This window comes from Clostridium sp. CM039 (assembly GCF_055081075.1).
Map to the genome: position 1 here is coordinate 1970786 of NZ_CM143649.1, position 26548 is coordinate 1997333.

General features: G+C 31.8%; 27 protein-coding genes and 1 riboswitch. Of the genes, 9 read left to right on the forward strand and 18 right to left on the reverse strand.

What is annotated here, in order from left to right; genetic code table 11:
- Positions 1 to 32: 32 nt before the first annotated feature.
- The 9 genes from cobJ to ACWJJ2_RS09380 form a co-directional block, all read right to left on the reverse strand.
- Positions 33 to 749, reverse strand: a complete 717-nt coding sequence (cobJ, locus tag ACWJJ2_RS09340) for a precorrin-3B C(17)-methyltransferase (RefSeq protein ID WP_216303412.1) — start codon at positions 747 to 749, stop codon at positions 33 to 35.
- A gap of 20 nt (positions 750 to 769) precedes the next feature.
- Positions 770 to 1522: a precorrin-4 C(11)-methyltransferase gene (cobM, locus tag ACWJJ2_RS09345; RefSeq protein WP_216303411.1), complete on the reverse strand. Its 753-nt coding sequence runs from the start codon at positions 1520 to 1522 to the stop codon at positions 770 to 772.
- 81 nt (positions 1523 to 1603) lie between these two features.
- Positions 1604 to 2269, reverse strand: a complete 666-nt coding sequence (locus ACWJJ2_RS09350) for a cobalt-factor II C(20)-methyltransferase (protein WP_216303410.1) — start codon at positions 2267 to 2269, stop codon at positions 1604 to 1606.
- Positions 2270 to 2336: 67 nt separating this feature from the next.
- Positions 2337 to 2942, reverse strand: a complete 606-nt coding sequence (gene cbiE / locus ACWJJ2_RS09355; protein ID WP_165411544.1) for a precorrin-6y C5,15-methyltransferase (decarboxylating) subunit CbiE — start codon at positions 2940 to 2942, stop codon at positions 2337 to 2339.
- Positions 2943 to 3001: 59 nt separating this feature from the next.
- Positions 3002 to 4096: a cobalt-precorrin-5B (C(1))-methyltransferase CbiD gene (gene cbiD / locus ACWJJ2_RS09360; protein WP_165411543.1), complete on the reverse strand. Its 1095-nt coding sequence runs from the start codon at positions 4094 to 4096 to the stop codon at positions 3002 to 3004.
- Positions 4097 to 4188: 92 nt separating this feature from the next.
- Positions 4189 to 4815 carry a precorrin-8X methylmutase gene (locus ACWJJ2_RS09365; protein WP_462954295.1) on the reverse strand — a complete coding sequence of 209 codons (627 nt, stop codon included), beginning with the start codon at positions 4813 to 4815 and terminating at the stop codon, positions 4189 to 4191.
- Between the two features lie 68 nt (positions 4816 to 4883).
- Positions 4884 to 6209 (reverse strand): cobyrinate a,c-diamide synthase, encoded by a 1326-nt coding sequence (locus tag ACWJJ2_RS09370; protein ID WP_462954296.1) that lies wholly within the window; start codon positions 6207 to 6209, stop codon positions 4884 to 4886.
- A gap of 41 nt (positions 6210 to 6250) precedes the next feature.
- Entirely contained in the window at positions 6251 to 7369 is a 1119-nt protein-coding gene (locus tag ACWJJ2_RS09375) for a pyridoxal phosphate-dependent aminotransferase (RefSeq protein WP_216303407.1), read from the reverse strand.
- A 69-nt stretch (positions 7370 to 7438) separates the two neighbouring features.
- Positions 7439 to 8272: a sirohydrochlorin cobaltochelatase gene (locus ACWJJ2_RS09380; protein WP_462954297.1), complete on the reverse strand. Its 834-nt coding sequence runs from the start codon at positions 8270 to 8272 to the stop codon at positions 7439 to 7441.
- Positions 8273 to 8417: 145 nt separating this feature from the next.
- A riboswitch (cobalamin riboswitch) is annotated at positions 8418 to 8602 on the reverse strand.
- 213 nt (positions 8603 to 8815) lie between these two features.
- Here ACWJJ2_RS09380 and ACWJJ2_RS09385 point away from each other — a divergent pair.
- Entirely contained in the window at positions 8816 to 9727 is a 912-nt protein-coding gene (locus ACWJJ2_RS09385; protein ID WP_216303405.1) for a transposase, read from the forward strand.
- A gap of 322 nt (positions 9728 to 10049) precedes the next feature.
- Here the strand turns inward: ACWJJ2_RS09385 and cobS are convergent, their stop codons facing one another.
- The 4 genes from cobS to ACWJJ2_RS09405 form a co-directional block, all read right to left on the reverse strand.
- Complete coding sequence (gene cobS / locus ACWJJ2_RS09390) at positions 10050 to 10802, reverse strand: adenosylcobinamide-GDP ribazoletransferase (RefSeq protein WP_216303404.1); 753 nt, start codon at positions 10800 to 10802, stop codon at positions 10050 to 10052.
- Between the two features lie 118 nt (positions 10803 to 10920).
- Positions 10921 to 11511, reverse strand: coding sequence for an alpha-ribazole phosphatase (gene cobC / locus ACWJJ2_RS09395; protein WP_216303403.1), 591 nt, complete (start codon positions 11509 to 11511; stop codon positions 10921 to 10923).
- Positions 11512 to 11530: 19 nt separating this feature from the next.
- The gene (cobT, locus tag ACWJJ2_RS09400) at positions 11531 to 12613 is read right to left on the reverse strand and encodes a nicotinate-nucleotide--dimethylbenzimidazole phosphoribosyltransferase (RefSeq protein ID WP_216303402.1); all 1083 of its coding nucleotides are present in this window, start codon (positions 12611 to 12613) and stop codon (positions 11531 to 11533) included.
- A gap of 190 nt (positions 12614 to 12803) precedes the next feature.
- Positions 12804 to 13064, reverse strand: a complete 261-nt coding sequence (locus tag ACWJJ2_RS09405) for a DUF3892 domain-containing protein (protein WP_253198210.1) — start codon at positions 13062 to 13064, stop codon at positions 12804 to 12806.
- A 267-nt stretch (positions 13065 to 13331) separates the two neighbouring features.
- Here ACWJJ2_RS09405 and ACWJJ2_RS09410 point away from each other — a divergent pair, with 267 nt between their 5' ends.
- The 4 genes from ACWJJ2_RS09410 to ACWJJ2_RS09425 all read left to right on the forward strand — a co-directional run bounded on the left by ACWJJ2_RS09410 (position 13332) and on the right by ACWJJ2_RS09425 (position 16931).
- On the forward strand, positions 13332 to 14393 hold the full coding sequence (locus ACWJJ2_RS09410) for an IS30 family transposase (protein ID WP_462953225.1): 1062 nt from the start codon (positions 13332 to 13334) through the stop codon (positions 14391 to 14393).
- Positions 14394 to 14602: 209 nt separating this feature from the next.
- Complete coding sequence (locus tag ACWJJ2_RS09415; RefSeq protein ID WP_216303400.1) at positions 14603 to 15262, forward strand: metal ABC transporter ATP-binding protein; 660 nt, start codon at positions 14603 to 14605, stop codon at positions 15260 to 15262.
- Positions 15263 to 15271: 9 nt separating this feature from the next.
- On the forward strand, positions 15272 to 16069 hold the full coding sequence (locus tag ACWJJ2_RS09420) for a metal ABC transporter permease (protein WP_165411532.1): 798 nt from the start codon (positions 15272 to 15274) through the stop codon (positions 16067 to 16069).
- A gap of 85 nt (positions 16070 to 16154) precedes the next feature.
- Positions 16155 to 16931 carry a nitroreductase family protein gene (locus tag ACWJJ2_RS09425; protein ID WP_462954298.1) on the forward strand — a complete coding sequence of 259 codons (777 nt, stop codon included), beginning with the start codon at positions 16155 to 16157 and terminating at the stop codon, positions 16929 to 16931.
- Positions 16932 to 17093: 162 nt separating this feature from the next.
- On the opposite strand, the gene ACWJJ2_RS09430 is transcribed toward ACWJJ2_RS09425, so the two are convergent.
- Both ACWJJ2_RS09430 and ACWJJ2_RS09435 read right to left on the reverse strand, forming a co-directional pair.
- Positions 17094 to 18017, reverse strand: coding sequence for an alpha/beta hydrolase (locus tag ACWJJ2_RS09430; RefSeq protein ID WP_165411530.1), 924 nt, complete (start codon positions 18015 to 18017; stop codon positions 17094 to 17096).
- A 363-nt stretch (positions 18018 to 18380) separates the two neighbouring features.
- Positions 18381 to 18737, reverse strand: coding sequence for a hypothetical protein (locus tag ACWJJ2_RS09435; RefSeq protein ID WP_216303398.1), 357 nt, complete (start codon positions 18735 to 18737; stop codon positions 18381 to 18383).
- A 182-nt stretch (positions 18738 to 18919) separates the two neighbouring features.
- Between ACWJJ2_RS09435 and ACWJJ2_RS09440 the strand changes: the two genes are divergently transcribed.
- Positions 18920 to 19513, forward strand: coding sequence for a flavin reductase family protein (locus ACWJJ2_RS09440; protein WP_216303397.1), 594 nt, complete (start codon positions 18920 to 18922; stop codon positions 19511 to 19513).
- A 77-nt stretch (positions 19514 to 19590) separates the two neighbouring features.
- Here the strand turns inward: ACWJJ2_RS09440 and ltrA are convergent, their stop codons facing one another.
- The 3 genes from ltrA to ACWJJ2_RS09455 all read right to left on the reverse strand — a co-directional run bounded on the left by ltrA (position 19591) and on the right by ACWJJ2_RS09455 (position 22875).
- Entirely contained in the window at positions 19591 to 21000 is a 1410-nt protein-coding gene (gene ltrA / locus ACWJJ2_RS09445; protein ID WP_462952630.1) for a group II intron reverse transcriptase/maturase, read from the reverse strand.
- Between the two features lie 450 nt (positions 21001 to 21450).
- Positions 21451 to 22416 carry an SPFH domain-containing protein gene (locus tag ACWJJ2_RS09450; protein WP_216302762.1) on the reverse strand — a complete coding sequence of 322 codons (966 nt, stop codon included), beginning with the start codon at positions 22414 to 22416 and terminating at the stop codon, positions 21451 to 21453.
- Between the two features lie 30 nt (positions 22417 to 22446).
- Positions 22447 to 22875, reverse strand: coding sequence for an NfeD family protein (locus ACWJJ2_RS09455; protein WP_220286424.1), 429 nt, complete (start codon positions 22873 to 22875; stop codon positions 22447 to 22449).
- Positions 22876 to 23305: 430 nt separating this feature from the next.
- On the opposite strand from ACWJJ2_RS09455, the gene ACWJJ2_RS09460 reads away from it, so the two are divergent.
- The 3 genes from ACWJJ2_RS09460 (at position 23306) to ACWJJ2_RS09470 (ending at position 26526) form a co-directional block, all read left to right on the forward strand.
- The gene (locus tag ACWJJ2_RS09460; RefSeq protein WP_216302760.1) at positions 23306 to 25216 is read left to right on the forward strand and encodes an NAD(+) synthase; all 1911 of its coding nucleotides are present in this window, start codon (positions 23306 to 23308) and stop codon (positions 25214 to 25216) included.
- Positions 25217 to 25482: 266 nt separating this feature from the next.
- Positions 25483 to 26001, forward strand: a complete 519-nt coding sequence (locus ACWJJ2_RS09465; protein ID WP_216302766.1) for a chromate transporter — start codon at positions 25483 to 25485, stop codon at positions 25999 to 26001.
- Positions 26002 to 26526, forward strand: coding sequence for a chromate transporter (locus ACWJJ2_RS09470; protein WP_165411523.1), 525 nt, complete (start codon positions 26002 to 26004; stop codon positions 26524 to 26526). It abuts the gene before it with no gap.
- Positions 26527 to 26548 lie beyond the last annotated feature (22 nt).

The following is a 26548-nucleotide window of genomic DNA, read 5'->3' on the forward strand; positions in this document are numbered from 1 at the left end:
GCTAAAAAGTTGTTAACTGTCCCTCAATTTTTTTAAACCTTATAACCTCTTGGTGTTATAAACTTACCATCTTTTACATAGCTTTGACTGTTACCAATTATAACAATTGAAAGCATATCAACTATGTTTTCATCAAAGGTATCTAATGTAGATATACTTACTTCTTGTCCATCCCTAAGCGCGTTTTTAACTACGGCTATTGGTACGGTTCCTTCTCTATATTTTTTTATTAAATCTATACTTTCTTTTAAATAATGAGGTCTACCCTTACTTTTAGGATTATATAATGAAATTATGAAATCGCCTTCTGCGGCTAACTTTACTCTTTTTGTAATTAATTCGTATGGAGTCATTAAATCGCTTAAGCTTATGTTACAATTGTCATGCATTAAAGGTGCTCCTAGTACTGAAGCTGCAGCTGACGATGCTGTAACTCCCGGAATAACCTCAACCTCCTCATCTATTCGAAGCTGAAGAATTAATCCCGCCATTCCGTAAATTCCAGCATCACCAGTACTTATTACACTAACTATCTTACCACGGCAAAGCTCTAATGCCTTTTTGCATCTTTCTTCTTCTCCCATCATGCCTGTAGAGAATACTTCCTTGCCTTGTAATAATGGTTTTATCATATCTATATATTTGTTATAGCCTACAACTATATCACTCTCTTTAATGGCTTCCATTGCTCTTATTGTCATATGAGAAAGTCCACCTGGTCCTATTCCTATTACATATAATTTACCCAATTCTACATCCCCTTCGCTATCTATTTTTTTCCTTCTCTAAACATATGTGTAAAGGTCTTGTCATACAAAAGGCTCTTTTCATATTCACAATCTATAAAATCGCCTACAAGAATTTGAGCACATTTTGTTATTTTAGCTATTTTTACCTTTTCTGCTATATCATCTAAATTCCCAATAATAGCTCTTTCATCTGGCCAAGTAGCCCTTTCAATCACAGCTATTGGAACATTCCTTCCGTAACCTGCTTTAAGCTTTGCAACTACCTTGTCTATCATACTTATAGATAAAAAAATAGCCATAGATGCTCCAACTGATGCAAGTTTTTCTAAATCTTCTGTTTCAGGTACTGGGGTTCTACCCTCTACTCTTGTTAAAATTAAAGTTTGAGTTACACTTGGAAGTGTGAATTCTTTTTTTATAACAGAAGCTGCTGCTGAAAAGGAGCTTACTCCTGGTACTATTGAATAATCTATATTTAGTTTATCTAACTCATCCATTTGTTCTTTTATAGCTCCGTATATAGCTGGGTCTCCAGTATGTAGTCTTACTACATTTTTATTTTCAATATGTGCCTTTCTCATAACCTCAATAACTTCTTCGAGTGTCATTGAAGCGGAATTATGAATTACTGCATCTTCCTTACAGAAAGTCATATGCTCAGCACTCACAAGCGATCCCGCATATATAACTACATCTGCACTAGATAATATATTTCTTCCCTTAACTGTTATTAAATCCACATCTCCTGGCCCTGCACCTATAAAATAAACCATAAAATCCACCTATCCCTTATTAATTATTATTGATATAGTTGTTAACCGTCCCCGCTTAATTAGTTGTTACCTGTCCCTACCCTATTCCTTCTTAGCAATTATTAAACTCATGTACTCTTTATTTTTTAATATATCCAAACGGCTTCTTAGAACTTCTTGTCCTTCCCTACCTGCTTTTTTAACATATACATAGCTATATCCCTTTGCTTCTAGATGATTTATTACTTCCTCTTCTACTTTATAAACCTTCATAATTACTAAGAATTTTTCATCCTTTATAGTATCAAGCCTAGATGCTGGAAGTATTAAAAGAGGCTCATTACCAATTACTAAATACTCATTTGCAATACTCGCACAAGCACAAAATGATGTTATACCTGGAATTGTTTCAACTTCATATCCGCTTTCCATAATATAATTTAAAAGATATATATATGTACTATATACAAACGGGTCGCCTATAGTTAAGAAAGCCACATCTTTCCCAGCTTTTAGCTTTTCTTCAACAGCTTTAAATGCTTCATATATTTTAGATTCCTGCTCTTCTCCCCCCATAGGAAAATGCTTAACTAGCACCTCAGAGTCCTTATTAATATACTCTTCTGCTATTTCATGTGCTATACTTTTGCCTCCATTCATAGCACTAGGCACTACTATTACATCGCATTTTCCAATAGTTTTTATTGCTTTTATTGTAAGTAATTCCTTATCTCCTGGTCCTACCCCTACACCATATAATTTTGCCATGTTTAATCCCCCATATCTAAGTAAGCACAAACAAATCAATATTATTGTTTATTTTTATGTGTCTTACTTAATTTAAATTTTCTATAACAACCACACTAAGGTCATTAAAAGTTTTTTCCTTAATTTCTTCCACTGTACCTTTTATTATTCTTTCATCCTCGTATGATAATTCTTCCCCAACATATGCTGTGGCTTTAATATTATTTTCATAGAGCTTTCTACATAAAGCCTGTGGCGAATTACTTTTATCCGTAAGCCACACAGATATCTCGTGTTCCCGCACTATTTTTATGAATTCTTCTCGTCTTCCATGCATACTACCTAAATAAGCGTTTTGCCACGGCTTTTGGAGCTTACACATTAAGTATTGAAAAGAACTTATACCAGGTACTATTTCTATTTTGCTTTTAAAATTACTCTTTATATAATTTGTGATACCATAAAAGCATGGATCACCTGATGCTATTATTGCGATATCCTTCTCTATGTTTTCTGTTATAAAATTCATAATATCCTTTAATGTTTTCACTACTATCTTTTCGACATTAATCTTTGGTATACTCATTGCAGCTCTTTCAAATCCTATGATTACATCAACCTTTTCTATAGTCTCTACTGCCAAAGGAATAATATATTTAGGGCTTCCAGGCCCAATCCCCACTATATAAACCATATACTCTGCTACCTTTCATTATTTATTCATCTATTAGTTGTTAACTGTCCCTAATCATTTTAACCATTATAACTATTCTTTCTTGTGTCACAGAGAATTCCCTTATCCATAGAAAACATAATAACCTCTGCCGGAATTGTTTCATAAGTATACTGGAATAATCTTCGCTTTACCTTATTTGCAATGTTTTCATATATATCCTTATAATTTTCACCTACTAGCTTTATTGCTCCTTCAGTAGTTTTTTCCTTATATACCTGTGTAATAAGCTGCGTAGGTGCTCCAGCCAACGCCAGTTCTAAAGCTATTACTTCAAGCCTCACATCACATACTCTACTGTGAGTTTGAAAACATCCCGCTGCAATTTTACTTACCTTTCCTATATGTCCTACTAAAATTACACTTTCTACTTCCTTTTCCATACAGCTGTTTAGTGCAAATCCTATGAAATTTGAAATCATTACTATATTGTCAACTTTAAGGCCTACCTGTGCAGCCACATCCTCACCCATGTTACCAAAAACTAAGGTAAGATTTTTATGCCCCGCAGCTACCTTTTGACATATTTCTATATGTATAGATTGTGTGAGAGCTTCTTCTGACATTGGTGTCACAATTCCTGTTGTTCCGAGTATTGATATACCACCTTCAATGCCAAGTCTAGGATTAAATGTTTTCTTGGCTATTTCTTCTCCCTTAGGTACAAATATAGTTATTGTAATCCCAGAGTTCTTAGGAAGCACCTCTTTTACTTCTTTTTCTATCATTTTTCTAGGTACTGGGTTTATTGCCCATTCCCCTTTGGGTACATATAATCCTTCTCCTCTAACTATCCCTACACCTTTTCCACCTTTTAATGTATATACTGATTCTGCTTTTTCAGCCCTTGCCCAAATTTCTATACCATTAGTTGCATCAGGGTCATCCCCCGCATCTTTTATAATACAACACTCAGCAAAATTTTCTCCCTTTGCTACCTTAGATATTGGTAGCAATAATTCTATACCCTTTGGAGTATCTATCCTTATCTCGTCTATTTCGGTATCATAAAATAAAATTTGTGTGGCAGCTTTTGCTGCCCCAGCAGCACAAGAACCAGTGGTATATCCACATCTAAGCTTTTTTCCATTACTATTAACATATAAATTCAGCATTATTACGTACCCCCTGTTAAGTTTCTTATTCATTTAAAGATACCTAACATTTATTTCAAAATGCCTAATAACTATGAAACTCTAGCGGATTACTAACTCCTATCTACTATCATGTACATCAGTGCATTTAAAATGGATGCAGCTACTGTGCTTCCACCTTTTCTTCCTCGCACTGTTATCATTGGCAGATCTAATTTTTCAATTTCTTTCTTAGATTCTGCTGCTCCAACAAAACCTATAGGTGCTGCCAATATAAATTTAGCATTACACTTTCCTTCCTCGATTAGTTCCTTTAATCTAAACAAAGCTGTAGGTGCATTACCAAATATGAAAAATTCTACTCCATCATCTACCGCTTTTTCAACTGCTGCCATAGACCGCGTTATGTGACGCGCTTTTGCTATCTCTGCCACTTTTTCATCACTTACATAGCATAAAGCCTTACAATTTAAATCTTTAAGAGCTTTTTTGTTTATACCTGCCAGTGCCATTTTTGTATCAGTATAAATGGTAGCTCCATTTTTAAGTAACTCTACAGCCTCATCAATAGCTCCATCCCTAATATAAACTATGTTTTTATAATCGAAATCTGCTGTAGTATGTATTACTCTTTTGATTATTGAAAGCTCTTTGTCAGAAAATTTATGTTCTCCCATTTCTTGTCCAATAATTTCGAAGCTTTTTTTTTCTATATCCATAGGAATCTTTATATAATCCATATTTTAATCTCCTTTTCTTTTAATTTAAATAAGTGTTCATAGGTAGGGACGGTTAGCAACTAATTAATCTATTTGAAAATCTCCTTAAACCATTGTAAGTTTCCCCAAAAATGCACATGTCCATAAGCTGCCATAGTATTTTTTTTAACATATCCGCATTTCCAATTTTTCTCATATCCATCATAACCCTCTTTAGAAAGCTTAAATACCTTTTCTTCAGATAAATTAACAATAGATTTATGAAACTCATGACAGTTTATACTCATATTTTGTGGTAAAATATTATTTTCTACCCCTACCTTTATTTCTGCATACCCAAAGTTCTGAAGCTTTTTTGTTAAGGTGTAATACCCCTTAAAAAAGCCAACGGTATTATGTGATATTTTTTCTTCGCCTTGCAGTTTTTCTCCCTCAGTAAGATACATTAATCCTCCACATTCGGCGTAACAGTGTAGCCCATTATCAAGAGCTTTTTTTATACTGCCAAGCATTGATGTATTTTCAGATAGCTCCTTTATAAAAACCTCAGGGTACCCTCCACCTATGTAAAGAAAATCAATATTACTGGGTAGCTTCTTATCTTTAATTGGACTAAAATATATAACTTGTCCCATTTCCTCTAGAAGCTCTAAATTTTCTTTATAATAAAAACTAAAGGCCTTGTCATAGGCTACCGCTATCCTTTTCCCCTTATTCTCCACATGGAAATCATCTATATGCCTTTCACTTTCTTTAAATTGTTCTAACAATAAATCCATATCCAAATGCTTTTCTAATAACTTGGCACAGATTTCAATTTTCTCATCTAAATCCTCTGTTTCACTGCTTTGAATTAGCCCTAAGTGCCTACTTTTTAAGCTTAATCGTTCATCTTTTGGAAGATAGCCTAACACTTTCAAGTTACAGTTTTCTTTAATTGCTGCCTTAAGTAACTTATAATAATTTTCTGTTATATTATTTAGTATTATGCCCTTTATATTCGCATCTTTAAAATTTACTATTCCATTAATTTCTGCACAGAGGGTTGCTACCTGAGCCTTTGGAGACAATACAAGTATGATCGGCAAGTCTAAAACCTTTGACACGTGATACGTAGAATAGGATGTATTTATGCCTTTTCCATCATATAAACCCATTACACCTTCGACTACACCCAATTCTCCGCATCCTCTAGAAAAGCTAGCCTTAACTCCCGCCTCTCCCATAAGATACAAATCCAAATTTCTTGAACCTTTACCTGTTATCTTTGTATGAAAAGCTGAGTCTATATAATCAGGTCCTACTTTATACCCTTGTATCTCAAATCCCCTATTTTTAAACGCTTTCATAATTCCGAGTGTTACTGTGGTCTTACCACCACCACTTGAATCTGAAGCTATGACTATACTCTTCATTTATATTCACATCCTTTTGCGGACTATCCCCTAATGTGCAATTAGTTGTTAACTGTCCCTAATGTTTTCACTATCAATTCTAAGTTTTTCAAACACTGAATCAATTTTCCATTCCTATCATTATCCTTAATAGCAAGCCTTACATATTGTTTATCTAGTCCTCTAAAATTATCTGCTTTTCTTATAACAAATCCTTGAGCTAGGCATAGTTTATAAAGTGTCCCTGAGTCTAGTCCTTTTAATTTGCATAATACATAATTTCCATAGGTTAAATACACTTTATCTATAAATGAAATATTTTCAAGTGATCTTATAAACCTAGGCCTTTCCGCTCTTATCCACTCTTTGCTTTTTTCAATATAAACGTTATCTTTTAACACATGACGTGCAGCCATTTCTGCAAAACAGTTTATGTTCCAGGGGTTTTGTTTTTCTTTAACTTTTTTTAATAGGTCTACGTTACTACTTATTCCATACCCAAACCTTATACCAGGCATCGCAAAAAATTTGGTTAATGCTCTTATTATAAATAAACATTTGTATGTTTTAACTTTTTCACTGAAACTGTGCTGTGAATCTCCAGTAAATTCTATAAAAGCCTCATCTATTATTATGACTTTGTCGTTACATTCACAATATTCAAGAATTTTTTGAAACTCAGCCTTATTTATGATATTGCCATTGGGGTTATTCGGATTACCTAAAACCACACCTTCTACACTCTGTAATCTATTAAGAATATCCTCATAATCATAGGAAAGCTCAGCATATTCATGCTTTAATAAGGTATTCTCATTAATCTTCTCTTTTAAATAAGAATACTCTATACTACAATTCCACTTTTTAGCATCAATTTCGTACTCTACAAAAGATGGCACCACAATTAGTAGATTTTTATGACAAGCTATAACTAAGTCAATTATTTCTGCAGCCCCATTTCCTAAAACAAAATATTCTTTTGGGCAATCAATGTATTCTTTTAATTCTTTCAATACCTCCCTATATTGAATATCTGGATATCTTGTTAAAGCATCTACGGCTTCACTAATGTTATCAGTGAAACTTTTAGGAACCCCTAATGGATTAATATTAGAACTGTAATCTATTAATTCTCGCCCCTCAAGTAATCCATTAGTATAAACATCTCCACCATGTATCATTGAATACCTTCCTTTCTACTTGTAACTCTCATCTACCGTACTTTAGTTACTTATAACTTACGAAGAATTTTAATTTCCCTTATGTGTTTTCCCTACATTCTTAAACTTTTCATTAATTACATCATTAATGTGCTGTATATAAATGTCTTGAACGTCACTATTTTCTCCTAACCCATTCAGATATATTTTAACTTTAAACCCTTTTGCCTCTAAAATACTCTTCCAGGAGTCCTCTGCATCTCCCGCCATGTCATTCTTGGCATGGTCTCCTGCTACAAGCAGTAGTGGCATTAAAGTGACTTCGCTAATACTCTGAGTAGTAACATTAGGTATTACTCTTTCCAAAGTTGGATACCCTTCCACGGTTGCTACATGTACATTGTTAAAACCTCTATCCCTTAAAACGCTTTCAAAACAGCAATATACTGCATTTGCAATATGGTTTGTACCATGCCCCATCAAAATTACTGTATCCATTGGTTGCAATTGCTTTGATAGAGCATCCACCATTATTGAGTAATCATCTGGCACGCCTGCTTCTTCTCCCTTAAAACATAAAAGAGGTCTTCCTATTAAGATATTTTTAAATGCTTTACATTCTTTGTATCTATTAACTACATTATTTATATAATCAAATTCTACTCCAGGAATAACATGCAAAGGCTGAACAATTACCTCATTATATCCTTCGCTTTTTAACTTTTCCAAAGCTTCTTCTGGAGTATCTACATGAATATTATCCCTATTCTTAAGTACTCTAAGAATAATATGTGAAGTAAATGCTCTTCTTATATCATACTCTTCAAAAGTATGTCTTATTTTATCTTCTATTGCATCGATAGTTACTTTTCTTGCATCTTCATGTGTTGTTCCAAAACTTACAATTAAAATTGCCTTCTTCATTTCGATCATCCACCTTGCTAAATATTTTCCGAAATCTATCATAACATTTACATATAATGCTTTTTAAAACAAAAAAAATAGTACGCATACGATAGCGACTACTTTTTAATTAATCCATAATTAAATAGTTCTTTCCCTCCGAAAGCTTGTTAACATCATTTAGGCAGGTCTCCTGGCTTTTGATTCTTCCTTTAATTATCCTTCCTCATTTTTAATTTACGAAGTAGCATTTAAAAGTTTTTCATCAATTACAGTAGCGGGGGCTGCTGCGGATTTAAACCGCATTCCCTTTTCACCTATTTCAAGGCACCTAAAATCATATTCAATTCTCTATTAATTCTAGTTTATTATATTTAAGCCGTACTGTCAATATTTAGAGTGTCTCCTTAGTTTAATAGGCAAAAAAATGATTCAGAAAAATAGTTAGGGACGGTTAACAACTATTTAAATTATTTATATGTATATATTAGCTTAAGATTATGAATATCATCCCGATTCATAGGCAATAATTCAAATAAAAATCTATGAGGAAGGGTGATTTTAATGCCAAGAAAGGCAAGAGAAAAAACAGATGACTCGATATTTCATATTATGTGCAAAAGTATCAGCGAAATAAATTTATTCAAGGATGATGAGGATAAGAACAAGTATTTATCACTTGTAAAAAAGTATAAATATCTCTATAATTTTAAAATCTACGGTTACTGTCTTATGGATAACCATTCTCATTTAATGATTGATGCTAATGGTACTGATATATCAAAGGCAATGCATGGAATAAATTTTTCTTATGCAATGTACTTTAATAAAAAATATAAAAGGGAAGGACATCTTTTTAAAGATAGATTTAAGAGTAAAATAGTTAATAATGAACGATATTTGAAGACTTTATCTCTATATATACACAATAATCCTACGGATATAGATGAATATAAAAATTGTCCTGAAAAATATGCTTTTTCTAGTCTAGCCATATTTTTAGGAAAAAGACATGATTCTTTTAAATTAGTTGATTATGGATTTATTATGAGCTCTTTTGGTAATAACCTAAAAAATGCAAGAAAGAATTACTATAATCTTGTCTTTCGCTGTAATGGAGAAAAATTAAAACAAGAAATAGAATTTAAAGATGAAAAATCAGAGTATAAATGTGAACGAAAAATACTTGTAAGGAACTTTAAGCCAGAAGATATAATAGAATATATAGCGTCAAAGATGAATGTATCAAAAACTCATCTTTATATGAAGTACAGCAGAAAGCTTGTACGGGCAAAAGCCTTAACCGTTGTTCTAATGAGGAGCCTCTGTAATTTTAAATCTAGCGATATATCCAGCACTCTTGGAAACATTACACAGGCTAGAGTATCAAAATTAAGCACTATTGGCATCGAATTAATTGGAACAGAAGATAAATATGAGAATATTATCATGGATTTTATTAAACGTTATGCTTAGTAATAATTTATTAATATAATCTTCAATATTATCATTAATAACTTAATGACAATCATTAAAATTCATTCTAATTATTTACTTTAACCTACCTATTTATTAAATCTGTTATATTAAATAAAAAAGATTAGAATAACAGATGGATATATGCATTTAATAAACATGGACAAGTATCAAAAATATACATTTTACTTATGTATAATATAAAAATAATTAAAATTAGTGTTCAATAAATTAATTCAACGATAAAAAGGTACAAGTTTCCATAAACAACTTGCACCCAATTATAATATAAATAATTGTTAACCGTCCCCATTATCTTATCTTAACTTATTGCTATAAATAAGATCATAGTTAGAATTTCAACTAATTCATTATTAGCTCCTAAGCTATCTCCCGTAAGTCCCGTAATTTTACTCTCGCAAAACTTATTAAATAGAAAACTTAAAAGTAACGCTGATAGTATCAATATAACACTTTTGTTAAATCCTATTAATAAGGTTCCAAATACAATAGTTATAATACCTGAAATTACCACCCTTTTGATGTCAATATTTCCAATAAATATATTACCCGAGCCTGTTTCTTTAGCATTCTTACCAATAAAAGATATAAAAACAACGGTAAATCTTGCAATTATTGGCGTTGCAATTAATATGAGTGGTAAATTCTTTCCTATGATAGTGCAGACCGCTGCATATCGTGCTAACATATCAAATACTATAGCAATAGTTGCATAAGTGCCTACTGTGCTGTCCTTCATAATTTCTATTATTTTATGTTTGTCTCCTTTAAACGAAAAGAAACCATCACAAGTATCTCCAAGTCCATCCACATGTAATCCTCCAGTAATAACTATCGGTATAATAACTACAAATATTGCTGTAATATCTACTGGCAGCACTTTTATTAATATATAATAAGTTATCCACTGGACAATTCCTATAAATAATCCTACCACCGGAAAAAATACAGATCCCCGCCTAAAGTTTTCCTTGTCACAGTTTAAACTTTTATTTATAGGTATCCGTGTGAAGAATTGGAAAAACAGTAAAAAATCATTTAAATATTCTCTCATTTTATTTGCTCGCAAAGACTGGTCCTTGCAAAGCTCACCTCTTTCCTAAATAGTAATGTTTATTTTAATTTTAAAGTTAATCGTCAAGAACTAAATATACCTCAAATCAATTTTCTAACTATGCATTATGAATAATAGCATCAATATATAAATTACCATATTCATATTTTATAATGCTTATATCCCCATTTTTACAACCAAATTTCCAAAACAAATCTATATTTTCATTCATAATATAACAATATATAGCTCTTATGACTCCCGAATGAGCGCATATTAAAATATTATCGCATTCTATCTTTTTAATATGCTCCATAAAGTTCTTAACTCTTTCACATAGTTTAATATAACTTTCTCCATTCGGAGGTACAAATTCTTTCCAATTATTTTGCCAACAAATACACTGTTGGGGATATGAAACTTTAATTTCCTCGTATGTTTTCCCTTCAAAATCTCCAAAATCAGTTTCATTTATTCTATTATCTTGTATAACTGCAATTTCCTGTTGTCCTAAAACTAACTTTGCCATCTCTAAAGTTCTTTTTTTATCACTAACGTATACTCTATCTAATTTTATGCCATCAAAGAAATCTTTAGCCTTATTGCCTTGAGCTATGCCAATTTCATTTAGACTTATATCCAAATTACCATAATAAGACCCTTTTCTATTTTCTTCAGTCTGGCCATGTCTTAACAAATAAATATTCATAAATTCTCACACCTAAATTTTACCCTACGGTATTCTCCCTTATATCTATATACTTTTTACTATCAAGCGTTGCCTCTTCAAATGTCCCCATATTATCCATAGTGAAAAGCGCCGCCTCAATTATATTAAAAGCAAGTGGACAACCTGACCCTTCCCCCAGTCTCATGTTCAAATTAAGCATAGGTTTTAATCCTATTTCCTTCATTATAAAAGCTGCCCCCGGTTCCGCAGATAAGTGAGATGCAAATATATATTCCTTCACTAATGGGTTTAGTCTATAAGCACATAATGCAGCTGCTGAGGCTATAAATCCATCAATAACAATAGGCACCCTATTCTTCGCAGCTGACAGGAAGCACCCACATAGTCCCGCAATATCAAATCCTCCAACTTTTGAAAGTACATCGATAACATCATTTTTATCTGGTTTATTTACTTCAATAGCTTTCTTAATTACCCTCTTTTTATTAATAAATTGCTCCTGCGTAATTCCTGAACCTTTACCTACTGACACCTCTACTTCAAGTCCTGAAAGAACGCTCAAAATTGCTGCACTTGTGGCAGTATTTCCTACCCCCATTTCCCCGGTACCAAACAAATCATACCCCTTACGCGCTAAATCATCAACTGTATCGATTCCAACCTCTATAGCTTTAATTGTTTGCTCCCTAGTCATTGCGGGCCCCTTCATCATGTTCATGGTACCATATGCAATTTTTTTATTTACAATTTTAGGATTGTTAAAGTCTGCATCAACGCCTATATCTACAACTGTAATCTCACTTCCAACAAATTTTGATAAAACATATACACCCGTGATTTTTTTAGTGAAATTATTAGTAACTATAGCCGTTACGTTTTTAGGACAGTTAGACACATCTTCTTCCACCACTCCATTATCGCTGCACATTATAACTACATTCTTTTTATTAATTTTATTATGTATGTCTCCAGTAATCCCTGCCATCTTAGCTATAATATTTTCTATTTCACCAAGACTTCCTATAGGTTTTGATAAACTATCAAGTCTATCCCACGCTTTTTTCATAGCCTCTTTATTTAGTGGTTTAATGCACTGTAATGTGTTGTTTAGCAATACCATTTGTTTACCCTCCTGCTTATATAGTTATTACATAATATTAACACATTTAAACACACCTTCCCCCTTTTTCAAAGGAAAAACTTTTTGGATATAAATTACAGTTAACAACTAATGTGAATTAGTTGTTAACCGTCCCTCATTAAAAACATTAAAAAACAGGGACATTCGTTATCCCTGTTTTTTAATGTTTTTAATAGATATCATTATCATCTATAACTGGTAAATTGTCTAAATTATTGGATTTATCTTGATCAGGTAGACTTTTTAAAAATTCTTCACCTTTTTTTGAAGTTGAGACAGATACTCCACTTATATTTCCTTGTTTTGCAAGCAGCACTGCTTGTTCTTTTGAAACTATTTCTCCATTTTCAAGTTCGTAAGCTGTAATTTCTCCTTGATTGTCTTTCGCTACTCTACTAATAACATGAGCTGAGATTTCGTTTTTATTCAAAATAACACTACCTTTCTTAATACATATAAACATGTATCTCTTATTGGTAGATACTTAAACAATATTATATATACTTTTAAATTAAGTATCGCCATATACAGTTTTACCAATTATATAAATTTTATGAAAAATATTAATATATTTATTTATCAATAACAGGTAAGTTGTATAATGAAATGACCGAAGAGTAACAAAAAATAAAGACTCAAGAGAAATACTCTTGTATAATGTTAAGTGACTAAACCAACATATACGGGAGGATTTCAAATGAGTCAATTAGATTTTATCACACAGAGCAGAAAAGGTAAACACATAACATACGAGGAACGCATAAAGTTAGAAGCTTTACACAAAATGGGACTTAATTCAACTCGTATTGCGGAGCAAATAGGTGGGCGTTCAGAACGTACAATAAGGCGTGAAATTGCTAAAGGAATTGTAGAACTATTGAATAGTGACTTAACCACTCGCATGGAATATAGCGCAGAAATTGGGCAGTCAGAGCATGACAAACAAGGTACCGCTAAAGGTCCTGCATTAAAAATAGGAAAAGATCATAAATTGGTGAAGTACTTAGAAAAAGCTATTGGTATAGATGGCGAATCTCCGTATGCAGCTATTCAAAATATCACAAATAAAGATCTACAATTTGAAACAACTATTTGCTTCAAAACTGTGTATAACTATTTGGATAATAATTTGTTTTTAAATATAAGTAACAAAGATCTGCCTGTTAAAAAGAATGCTAAAAAGAGAAACTATAAAAAAATAAGATCAGCGTATAACAATACCAAAGGAACTAGCATATCGGAGAGACCTGCAGCGGTAGCTGCACGTGATGAGATAGGCCACTGGGAAATGGACACTGTAGTTGGCAAACAGGGTACAAAAACTGTCTTGATGGTGTTAAGTGAAAGAGTAACTCGTAAGGAGTTAGTCTTTAAAATACCATCTAAATCACAGGCGGCTGTCGTGAAAGAATTGGACAAATTGGAGCGTAAAATGGGAATGTTATTCTCGAAAACATTTAAAACAATCACCTGTGATAACGGCTGTGAGAACCTTGATTTCGAGGGTATTGAGAACTCAGTAAGAAATAAACGAAAGAGAACTAAAGTGTATTATGCTCACCCATATAGTTCATGGGAGCGAGGCACAAACGAAAATATCAATAAAATGATACGACGATTTATCCCAAAAGGTGTGGATATTTCAGCATTCTCTAAAAAACAAATTATGCGAATACAGCACTGGATCAACAATTATCCAAGAAGGATTTTCAACGGTTTATCTGCCAATATGATGGAACAGAAAACCATTACAACTTAACATTATATTTTTCTTGAAAATTTCGGACATTTTATATTGCAATCTACATATTTATCAATAACACTAAGAGATTATTGCAAGTTATTCGCATTTGGGTGTATACTATTTGTTGCTACTATTTTTGTGCACATATTATTATTGCCTTTTGCATAGTTAATTTTGTAATAATTAATAGTTGTTAACTGAAAGAATTAGTGAGGAGGATTTACATGATTAACATAAAAAATTTATGTTTTACATATACAAATTCAAAGCCATATATATTAGATAAGGTTAATCTTAAAATTGAAAAAGGTAGCTACGTCTCAATACTAGGTGAAAATGGTAGTGCCAAGAGTACTTTAGTTAAATTAATATTGAACTTATTAAAACCTAATAGTGGTCAAATTATTATATTTACTTCTAAAATCGCATATGTAGCGCAAAAAGTTGAAAATTTTAATGCGCAGTTTCCTATAACAGTTTATGAGATGCTAAATTGCCACAGGAAAGTATTAAAGCTTAAAGATAAAAGTTTAATTTTAAAAAGTCTGCAAGCTGTAGGTATGGAAAGTCATACTCATACGCTTATTGGAAATCTTTCTGGAGGTCAGCAACAAAAAATCTTTATTGCTAGAAGTTTAATTGGTGACCCTGAGTTATTAATTTTAGATGAGCCTTCTACTGGTGTAGACATTCAAAGTATGGAAGATATATATAGAATTATTAAAGGCTTAAATAAAAACCTAGGTATTACAGTTGTTTCTGTAGAACATAATTTAAAAGCTGCATTAGATAATTCAACTAATATTTTTGAAATGGGTAATGGTAGCGGAATACTTTATAATATACATAATTATAAAAACAAATTAAATGAAGAAAGGGGGTAACATTACTTTATGTTTGAATATGGTTTTATGCAAAATGCTTTAATTGCATCAGTTTTAATTTCTATTTTGTTCCCAATTGTAGGGGTTTTTCTTGTATTAAAAAGGTATTCCATGATGGGAGATACTATGTCGCACGCCTCCTTCGCTGGGGTGGCTATTGGCTTAGTTCTTGGATATAACCCCATAATTTGTGCTTTTGTTTTTACAGCTCTATGCGGTTTATCTATTGAATTTTTAAGAGATTATTATAAAAAATACGCAGAATTGATTTTGGCAATTTTACTTACATTTAGTGTAGGTGTTGGTATAACTTTAGTAAGTACAGGCAAAGCAGGTGCCAATGTTAATTCTTATTTATTTGGAAGCATTCTGACTGTTACAAAAAATGATTTATACATAATGCTTGTACTTAGTATTATTTCTATAGTAACTCTACTTTCTTTATATAATCAATTATTATATATTACCTTCGATGAAGAGGGTGCTAAGGTTTCTGGTGTAAAAGTTAAGGTGATTAACTATGTTTTTGCGCTACTCGTAGGCGCTACTATTTCAGCATCGCTAAGAATACTTGGAATACTTGTTATGTCCTCTATGATAGCGTTACCTGTAGCAACATCACTGCAGCTCAATAAAGGTTTTAAGCATACCCTACTTTACTCAATAATGTTCGGATTTATTGACATAATTTTAGGACTTCTTATATCTTACTACATAAACTGTGCCCCTGGGGGAACTATAGCCCTGACTTCTGTCTTTGTCTTAGTACTTGTAATCGGCAGCAAAAAAGCATTGTCTAGAGTTTAATTGTCACCTGTGCAGCCGTTCATCATATTCAATGCTGTAATATTAAATAGCAGTCGAAAATTTAGATAAAGTAGAGGAATTTATTATGATACAAGCTATAAATTTAAGAAAATCCATAAGAAATTATAAAGATAAAAAAATATCCGGGGAACATTTGCAAGAGATTAAAACTATTATAAATGATGCTAAACCTTTGTTTGACAATATACCTATGGAAGTATTACTAATTGAAGATGGTGAAAAAATTACGGATACATTTAAAGGTCTTATTTCCAAATATACAAAAGTTAAAGCTCCACATTATTTAGCCTTTACTTCCGAAATTAAGGAAGGTCATTTAGATAATATAGGCTTCATTGGTGAGGAAATAGTTCTTAAGTTAACAGAGCTTGGTATTGGAACTTGTTGGTTAGGAAGTGCGATTAAACAGGAGTTATTTAAAACAATATTCAAAGTAAAAGACAAACAAAGTTATATAATTTTAGTTGCTTTTGGGTACCCAACTTCTCAATTAAAACCAGTTGTAAATAGAAAGAGATTTGATAAAATCAAACTAGTTACTGGTGATTATGAAAATCAATATGAAACTATAATACAATCACTTATTGATGCCCCCTCTGCAATTAACTCTCAACCTTGGAAATTATCAATTAACAATAATAAATTTGACTTATATCTAGATAACAGAAATATTTTAACTAAAAAGATGCTTAAAGACACCAACCGTATAGATATGGGCATAGGGCTTAGTCATTTATATAATTCGGCAATTGAACTAGGCTATAAGGTCGAACTAAAGCAAAGTTATCATGACGTAGGCAACTCCCTTTATATTCTTAGTGCCATATTAAATAAATCTTAATTAATATATTGACGTTTGCAAGTTGTAAACATATAATATTCACAAGTTCACTCTACAGAAGTTATTAAGTTAAATTAAATTTTCAATAGATATTTCTTAAAATTAAAAGCAACAGTAGACAATACCCATGTCTCCTGTTGCTTTTACTATTTTATAATAAACTCAATGTTCCTTAATCCATCTTATTACATCCACAATTACTTCTTCCTTGTTGGTTTCATTAAGCATCTCATGTCTTCCATTCTTATAAAGTTTATAAGTTAAATCCTTGATCCCATGTCGTTTATAAGTCTTAACCAGTTTTAGAACACCCTTTCCATTCTTTCCTACGGGATCTTTATCTCCCGAGAAAATATAAATGGGTAAATCTTTAGGAATATTTTTAATTTCCTTGTCGTCAGCTATACCCTTTAGTCCACCTAAAAAATCATAGAAAAATCCCGTTGTAAAAACCGTCCCACAGAATGGATCGTCTATATATTTATCTACTTGTTTGTTATCCCTACTTAACCAATCGAATGCTGTTCTATTTGGTTTAAAAGAATTGTTATACCTTCCAAAAGATAACCTATCTAGTTTCTTGCTTTTTGCAATTTTTCCATTTTTCTTAATCTCTCTTTTTGCTATTAGTCTTGCTATATCTATAATAATTCCCTGTTTGCCGCAGGATCCTGAAATAATTGCCCCCTTTAATCCACTTCCATATAAACAAATATATCTTTGTGTTAAGAAAGATCCCATACTATGCCCAAATAAAAATATAGGTAAATTAGGATTTTCTTCTTTAATCTTCTCATTTAGTTCATGCATATTTTCAACCATCGAATTAAATCCATCATCACCTAATTCTCCTAGTTTTCGGACTTCGCCTGCAGTTTTTCCATGCCCTCTATGGTCATTAGCATAAACAATGAACCCATCATTTGTTAGCGCACTTGCAAAATTTTCGTACCTAGCTGCTGTCTCTGCCATTCCATGAGCTATCTGAACTACCCCCTTAATTTGTACGTTCACATCAGGTAGCCATTTGTACACAAATATCTCTAAGTCACCCTTATCTTTAAACTTAAAATTTTCTACTATCATAACTTCATCCCCTATTTATATTTTGAAATGTCATTAAATCATCTCCTGGGTCGCTACAATATTAGCGACTTCAGAAGGAGATTTATACTCCCACTGAAGTTTTCTCTTTGTTATAGTATTGAACTCGCCCTTATATAAGCGGAAGGCTTTCCTTCTGAAATGTCGTTAAACACAAAAAGCCACACTAATTAATCCATTATTTAACAGATTGGTTAGTGTAGCTCTCATTTTTTTTTAGCAATATTTCATATTTCACATTTACTCTCATATAAATTATATCACTAAACTATATATTTGCAAAGTAATATTATTTAAATAATTAATTAATATTGCATTAAAGTATCTTTTTTAACATATTACCATTTATTTCTCCAGGACCTCATAGTCAACCTCTATATATTTATCTTTATCGTAGAATTTCTCTGATTGCCCATAAACCCGCACTTTTGTTTCCACAGCGTTTTCTTCAATATATTGTGCAGTGTTTAAAGCTACATCAATAGTTTTATCTATTACAACAGCGGTTACTGCTGCTGTTATTTTCACAGCTTTATCAATCCCTTTAGAAGCTATCGTAGCATACTCCTTAGTGTTTATGGCTAATTTTTCGTTTCCTGAGATTTCCGCTATAGATGATATAACATTACCCGTTAGTTTAACACTATATCCCGCGGTATTTCCAACTAATTTTCCAAAACCATATATTATTTTTCCTGCCATCGTCATAATTATCACCATACCTATATTTATATACACTTATTATACCATATTATCAAAAAATTATTATTAATAACCTTTTTTAAAGACTTCTTTAAATCAATTTACTCTCATCTGTATAAATCTTTTAAGGTATTGTATAATGGGTAATGTTATACAATATAAAGATATAGGAGTGAAAATATATGACAAAAACTATATTTAAAGGCAGTGCAATGTTAAACCCTGTTCCCGTGGTATTAATCACCTCAAAAAATAAAGAGGGAAAAATAAACGTTTTTACAGTAGGGTGGATAGGAATGGCTTGTACTAAACCACCAATGATAACTGTAGCCATAAGACCCGACAGACTTTCTTATGAATATATAAAAGAAAGTGGTGACTTTGTAGTAAATCTACCTAATTCTAGAATGGTTCGTGAAGTTGATTATTGCGGGGTACGCTCTGGTAAGCAAATAGATAAAATTCACGAAATGAACTTCACTATTGAAAATGGCAAGGATGTCATAGCGCCTCTAATTTCTGAATGCTCAATAGCTTTAGAGTGCAAAGTTAAAAGCATTACACCTTTAGGTACCCATGATTTATTTTTAGCTGAAATTGTGAATACTCATGTAGATAATAGCTTAATAGATGCTTCTGGAAAAATTCATTTTGAAAAGGCAGATCTTATTACCTATTCTCATGGCGAGTATTTTAGTGTTAATTCTAACGCTTTAGGAAAATTTGGTTATTCAGTTCAGAAAAAAAACAATAAATCTCATTCAAAAATCGAGTAGGAGCTAAATAATTAATTTATTTAGCGACCTCTCACACCACCGTGCATACCGTTCGGTACACGGCGGTTCAATAGAAATTAATGTTTTAATAAATATGTCTCAGATATAGAAACTAATCCTATATTTTTAAGGTATTTATTGGTCAATGTTTTGTTTAATATAGGGCTATTGGATGTTCTCCAATAGCCTTTCCTTGTATTTGCATATTGCAAAGCTTTATTGTTTGGTATTCCTAATTTAACAAGGTTCCCATATTTTGTTTTAATCTTTTTCCATTGTTTCCAAAAACACATTCTAATTCTTCGCCTTAACCATTCATCAAGTGTTTTAAGAATACTTTTAATGTCTGCAATAGCAAAATAATTTATCCATCCAACTATCACTTGCTTAAGTTTCATAAACCTATATTTCATGCTCATCGCATTACTTCTTGAAGTTAATTCTTTTAGCTTTGCTTTGAATTTGATTATAGGTTTTTGAGGAACTCTCATTCTGTATTCACCTTTTGCTCGGTAAAATGAAAATCCTAAAAATTTAAGTTTCCAAGGTCTATCTACTGTACTCTTTTCTTTATTCACTCTAAGCTTTAACTTTTCCTCAATAAATCTCGTAATACTCTTCATTACTCTATTTGCTGATTTCTCACTTTTGACGTATATATTCGCATCATCAGCATATCTACAAAAGTTTAGTCCTCGTTTTGTTAGTTCTACATCGAGTTCATGTAACATTACGTTACTTAATAATGGGGACAAAGGCCCGCCTTGAGGTGCTCCTTCTTCTGTATTCATAAATACCCCATTTATCATCACTCCACTTTGTAGATACTTTCGTATCAGAGAAATTACTCTACTATCTTTAATATCTTCCGATAGTATCCTTATTAATTTATCATGATTTATCGTATCAAAGTATTTAGAAAGGTCTATATTCACCGTCCATGTATGTCCAGCATTAATATATCCCCTACATTTTTCAACAGCTTGTTTTCCACTTCTTAAAGGTCTAAAACCGTAACTATTATCAGAAAATTTCTTTTCATATATTGGTATTAGAGTTTGTGATATCGCTTGTTGAATAACTCTATCTAATACAGTAGGTATTCCAAGTAGCCTAATTCCACCGTCAGGTTTTGGTATTTCTACCCTTCTTACGGCTAGAGGTCTATATCTACTTTCTAATAATGATTGCCTTAATTCTTGTCCATGCTCTTTTAGATAATGTAGAAGTTCATCTACTGTCAAACCATCAATCCCATGACTTCCTTTATTGGCTTTTACTCTTTTATATGCTTTATTCATATTATCTCTCGATAATATCTGCTCGAGTAAACCATTATCATATTCATTCACATCGTTTCTTCCTTCTTCTGACATAGAGGAAATACTATGCACTTCTACATTACCTTCGAGTTCCACTCTATTCTCTCGTAGAGAGCCTTCTTTATGAAGTTGTCTGCTTTTATCATATTTTCTCGTATCCTTCAAAATTCCAAACCTCCTATTGTTCAGTCCTTCCCACGCTAACGCGTTTTGCATGGTACTATGACGTCTGCTGACTTCTGATAGTTCAGCCATACATCACTGTATGGGTTGTTATTTCTAAATTCATATCCACAACTTACCTATCAGATCTCCCCGGGTAAGAACGCAATCTTTCACTCCATCTATCTGCTACATTTACACCACTTGTTTCGAATAGTTTTGGGCTTCGTTTTGTATTGCAAACTTACCCACAAGCATATGCCTTATATGTAGTTTCTGTTCGTCAGACCGGAGTTTGGCCGCCAACTTCCTTCAGATTCCATCTCACGATGGACACCCTTGTCTTAAGCTATGCACTTGGCACTATTAACCCGTGCTAGGGACTTTCACCCATTAGATTGCGCCCATGCCGGGCGCACAATAAAAAGAAAGCCTGATCGCTCAGGCTTTCTTTTATATTGATTTATTTTCACAGTTCTTATTCATTTTTAACATATCAGCTATGGCTGCTATACTGCCTAAACTTGACAATGTTTCATTTGGAAGTATAAGTTTATTAGCTGGATTTTTTGCCATTTCTTTAAGAGCTTCTATCTGTTTTAATGCTATTACTGTTTCATTTGTACCTGACTCTATAATAGCTGTATTTATTTTTCTTATTGCATCTGCTTCTGCAATTGCAATAGTCTCTATAGCACGAGCTTTACCCTCTGCTTCAAGAAGTTGAGATTCCTTCATTCCTTCTGCATGTCTAATATTTGCTTGTTTTTCAGCCTCTGCATTTAATATTTGAGCTTGCTTATGTCCTTCAGCTTTTTCAATTAGACTTTGTTTTTCACCTTCTGCTGTAAGAATAAATGCTCTCTTATCTCTCTCTGCTCTCATTTGTTTTTCCATAGCCTGTTGAATTTCAGCCGGTGGAATTATATTTTTAATTTCTACAGATAATATTTTTATTCCATAAGCATCCGTGATTTCATCGATTATTTCAAGAAGCTTAGAATTTATTCTATCTCTTCCTGATAATACTTCATCTAAAGTCAAATCTCCCACGATATTTCTCATATTAGTTATAGTTGAGTAAACTATACCTGATTTATAATCCTCAATATTGTAGACCGCGTCCCTTGAGTTAATAACCTTATAAAATATAACATTATCAATCGATATATTAACATTATCCTTAGTTATAACATTCTGTGGTTGTATGTCTAATATTTGCTGCTTAGTAGAAATCCTTCTTCTAACAAAATCTGCAAATACAATTGTAAAATGCCAGCCTGGTTCTAGTATCCTATGAAACTGACCAAATCTTTCTACTAAATACACAGATCCAGTATTAACAATCTTAATCGATGATAAAATCATTATAACTATTACAAATAATATAAACAAGCCTATAACTGTTCCTATTCCCATTACAAATTCCCCCTTATATTTTAATATATCTTATACTTTAGTTATTAGTAATTTATTCCCTTCTATACCGATAACTTGAACTGATTCACCTTTTTTCAAAGGTTTTCCAACATTTTTTACAGTCCAATAAATCCCTTGAAACTTAATGTTTGCTTTTTCATCAATATCTTTTGTTATTGTAAATTCTTTCCCAACATACCCTTCCTCCATAGTTAAAGTTTTTTTCACAGTTTTTTTTATAGTTTTCTTGACTATAGGATAACCCACAGCCATAACCACTGCACTAACTGCTACAAAAACAATTGCTTGAACAATTATTGATGCACTTAGCCCAATAGCAATTATTGCCGCCATTGCACCTACAGCAAACCATATAAACATAAAACTACTAGTTGTAATATCAATAACTAATGCTGCTAATGCTACAACTATCCAAAATATCATCGGCGTCCAGTTCATGTTGTACCCCCTTACGAATATCACTTAATATTATACGCTCTTTTCAACTACGTATTACTAACTTCTATCTTAATTATACATCTTCTGTGCATTTTATAATACAATTTTATTATGTTACTACAATAATTATATATTTTATGTTTTATATATTAAACTTAATAAAGTTTAATTTTAGTGCATTATACATCTTCTTATTGTTTTAGACTTCTTCTTTCTCATGTCTGCTCTCATTCTCTTCACAATTAAAATTGTCACAATAGCAAGGGACAGTTAACAACTATTAAAAAGGCAATAAAAAATAATGGTAAAATAATCATTAACCGACCCTACTAATCTAGCTAATATGATATAATTTCAGTAAATATTTATTATTTAAAGTCAATTTTACATATACTATATTTGAAAAACTAAAGAAAGGTCGTGAATTAGTTTGGAAACTTCTTTTATAAAGGTTTCTGTTGCTTGTCCAATTGTAAATGTAGCAGATATAGAATTTAACTTAATCAACATAAAAAACTGCATTAATCAGGCTTATGATGAGAAATCAAAATTCATAGTTTTCCCAGAACTTTGCATAACAGCTTACACATGTGCGGATTTATTTTTACAACATCAGCTAATTGAAAAATCTGAAAATGCAATTAAATCTCTATGTGAGTTTTCTAAAAATAAAGATATCCTAATTGCTGTAGGGTCTCCTTTATACTATAACAATTCTCTATATAATTGTGCTTATATAATATTTAATGGTAAACTTTTAGGAATAGTACCAAAAAGCTATATTCCAAATTACTCTGAGTTTTATGAAAAAAGATGGTTTACTGAAGGTCTTGGCCTCATAAGCAAAACCGTAAACCTTTCTTTTGCAAAAGGCATCCCTTTTGGGACAAATTTATTATTTACCAGTGGCAATATTAAATTTGGTTTTGAAATTTGTGAAGACCTTTGGGTAACTATTCCTCCAAGCAGCTATTTAGCTCTTCAAGGTGCAAATATAATTGCTAATCTATCTGCATCAAATGAATTAGTTAGCAAAGCTGATTATAGAAAATCCTTAGTTTCATCCCAGAGCGCAAGATGTATGTGTTCTTATTTATATGCATCCTCTGGTGTTTTTGAATCCTCTACAGATTTACTTTTCAGTGGCCATCTTTTAATTAGCGAAAATGGTTTAGTATTAAAAGAAAATAATAGATTTCAAAGAGAAAATGAAGTTGTTACTTCAATTATTGATATAGATAAATTAAACAGTGAAAGATTAAAAAATACCAGTTTTAGAAATAGCATTTCTATATGCCCTTTTGAAGCATGTGAAATTCCTTTTGAATTTGGGAGTGCAGGTTTTGGCGTTTTTGATAGAAATATTGATAAGCATCCTTTCGTTCCTTCTAATTTATATAAACGTGAAATACGTTGCAAGGAAATATTTAATATTCAATCCTCAGCCCTTGCTAAAAGATTCTCTTATACTGGTCTTAACAAGGCTATTATTGGGATTTCTGGTGGGCTTGATTCAACTTTAGCATTACTCGTTATAGTTAAAACCTTCGACCTGTTAAAAATACCCAGAAAAAATATTATTACTATAACTATGCCTGGTTTTGGAACTACAGATAGGACTTATATGAATGCAATAAACCTATGTAAAAATTTAGGAACAGAACTCAGAGAAATTAATATAGTAGATGCATGTCTGATGCATTTTAAAGACATAGATCATCCAGTGGAAAAACATGATATAACTTATGAAAATGTTCAAGCGAGAGAAAGAACTCAAATTCTTATGGATGTTGCAAATAAGGAAGGTGGACTCTTAATAGGTACTGGAGATTTATCAGAACTCGCCTTAGGTTGGTGCACATATAATGGTGATCATATGTCTATGTATTCCGTAAACTGCTCAATCCCTAAGACTTTGGTGAGATATTTAGTTAAATATGTAGCAGATAAAGAAGCTTCAAAGGAAGTAACAGACATTCTTTTAGATATCCTTAACACTCCTATAAGTCCTGAACTTCTACCCAAAGATAAGAACGGTCAAATAACTCAAAAAACTGAAGACATAGTAGGACCATATGAATTACACGACTTTTTCCTTTATTATTTTATGAAGCAAGGTACTTCGCCAAGTAAAATATTATTTTTAGCTAAGGAAGCCTTCAAAGCTGATTACTGCGAAAAAGATATACGCAAATGGTTAGATAAATTTATAAAAAGATTCTTTACCCAACAATTTAAACGTTCAGCTCTGCCAGACGGTCCAAAAGTAGGAACTATAAGTGTATCCCCAAGAGGAGATCTTAGAATGCCGTCAGATGCTAGTTTTAATTCTTTCCTTTAGATTTCTGAAAAAAGTGCATATATTTTGTGAAGTTTATATAACAACCTTTACAAAATATGTGTACTTTTTCATTTATAAATATCTACAATTAATCCTGAAATTTCATCAATAGTGTTTATATATTTGCCTATTTTTTTTATAATAGTATACTTATATGGTAACTATTATAGATTAAAAGTATAGGTTCATACTTTTAAGGGCATTTCTATTGATATAATCAAAAATTTAAACTATTTGAGGTGAGAAAAACGAAAAGATTACTTAATATGTTTTGGACTTTCTTTAAAATTGGAGCTTTTACCTTTGGTGGAGGTTATGCAATGATACCACTCATTGAGACTGAAGTTGTAAGTAAAAAACAATGGCTTTCAAAAGAAGATTTCATGGATATAATTGTTGTTTCCCAAACTTTTCCTGGAGCTTTAGCAGTTAATAGTAGTATATTTATTGGTTATAGAATTAACGGCCTACTTGGCGCTATCATCGGGCTTCTAGGTGTGATTTTACCTTCATTTTTCATAATATTATGCATTGCAGTTTTCTTTATGCAATTTAGAGATTATTATTATGTTGATTTAGTTTTCAAAGGCATTTCGGCTGCAGTACCAGTTCTTATACTCATAGCTGTAGTAAGCTTATCCAAATCTTTAAAGAAAAGCTATGTGAATCTTATTATAATCTTAATTTCTATGGTAAGTATATTATTTTTTAATGTACACCCTGTTATAGTTATACTTTTATCTGGTTTATACGGGATTATATTTCTTGGAAAGAAGGTGAAGTAAATGTCTATTTTAATTAAAATTTACCTATCGTTCTTTAAAATAGGTGCCTTTAGCTTTGGTGGAGGCTATGCTATGCTTCCACTTATCGAAAGAGAAATTGTATCCACTAATAATTGGATTACCTTTAAAGAGTTTGTTGATATTATTGGTATATCACAAATGACTCCGGGACCTATAGCAATAAATTCAGCTACCTTTGTAGGTTATAAAGTTTCTGGAGTACTCGGTGCTATTTCTGCAACCCTAGGCGTAGTTTCATTTTCTTTTATCTTAGTTTCCATAGCTAATCACTATATTTTAAAATTTAAGGAATCCTATATAATGAAGGCCGCACTATCCGGTATGAGGCCTGCACTAATTGGCCTTATAATCTCTGTATTCTTATCCATGGGAAGGGAATCATATAAAGATATTAAAAGTATAATAATTGGAATTATAATTTTAGGAATATTATTAACTAATAAACTCCATCCAATTTTAGTAATAATAATTTCAGGAATATTAGGTATTGTATTTTATTTTTAATAAATTAAACGGTAACAACAAA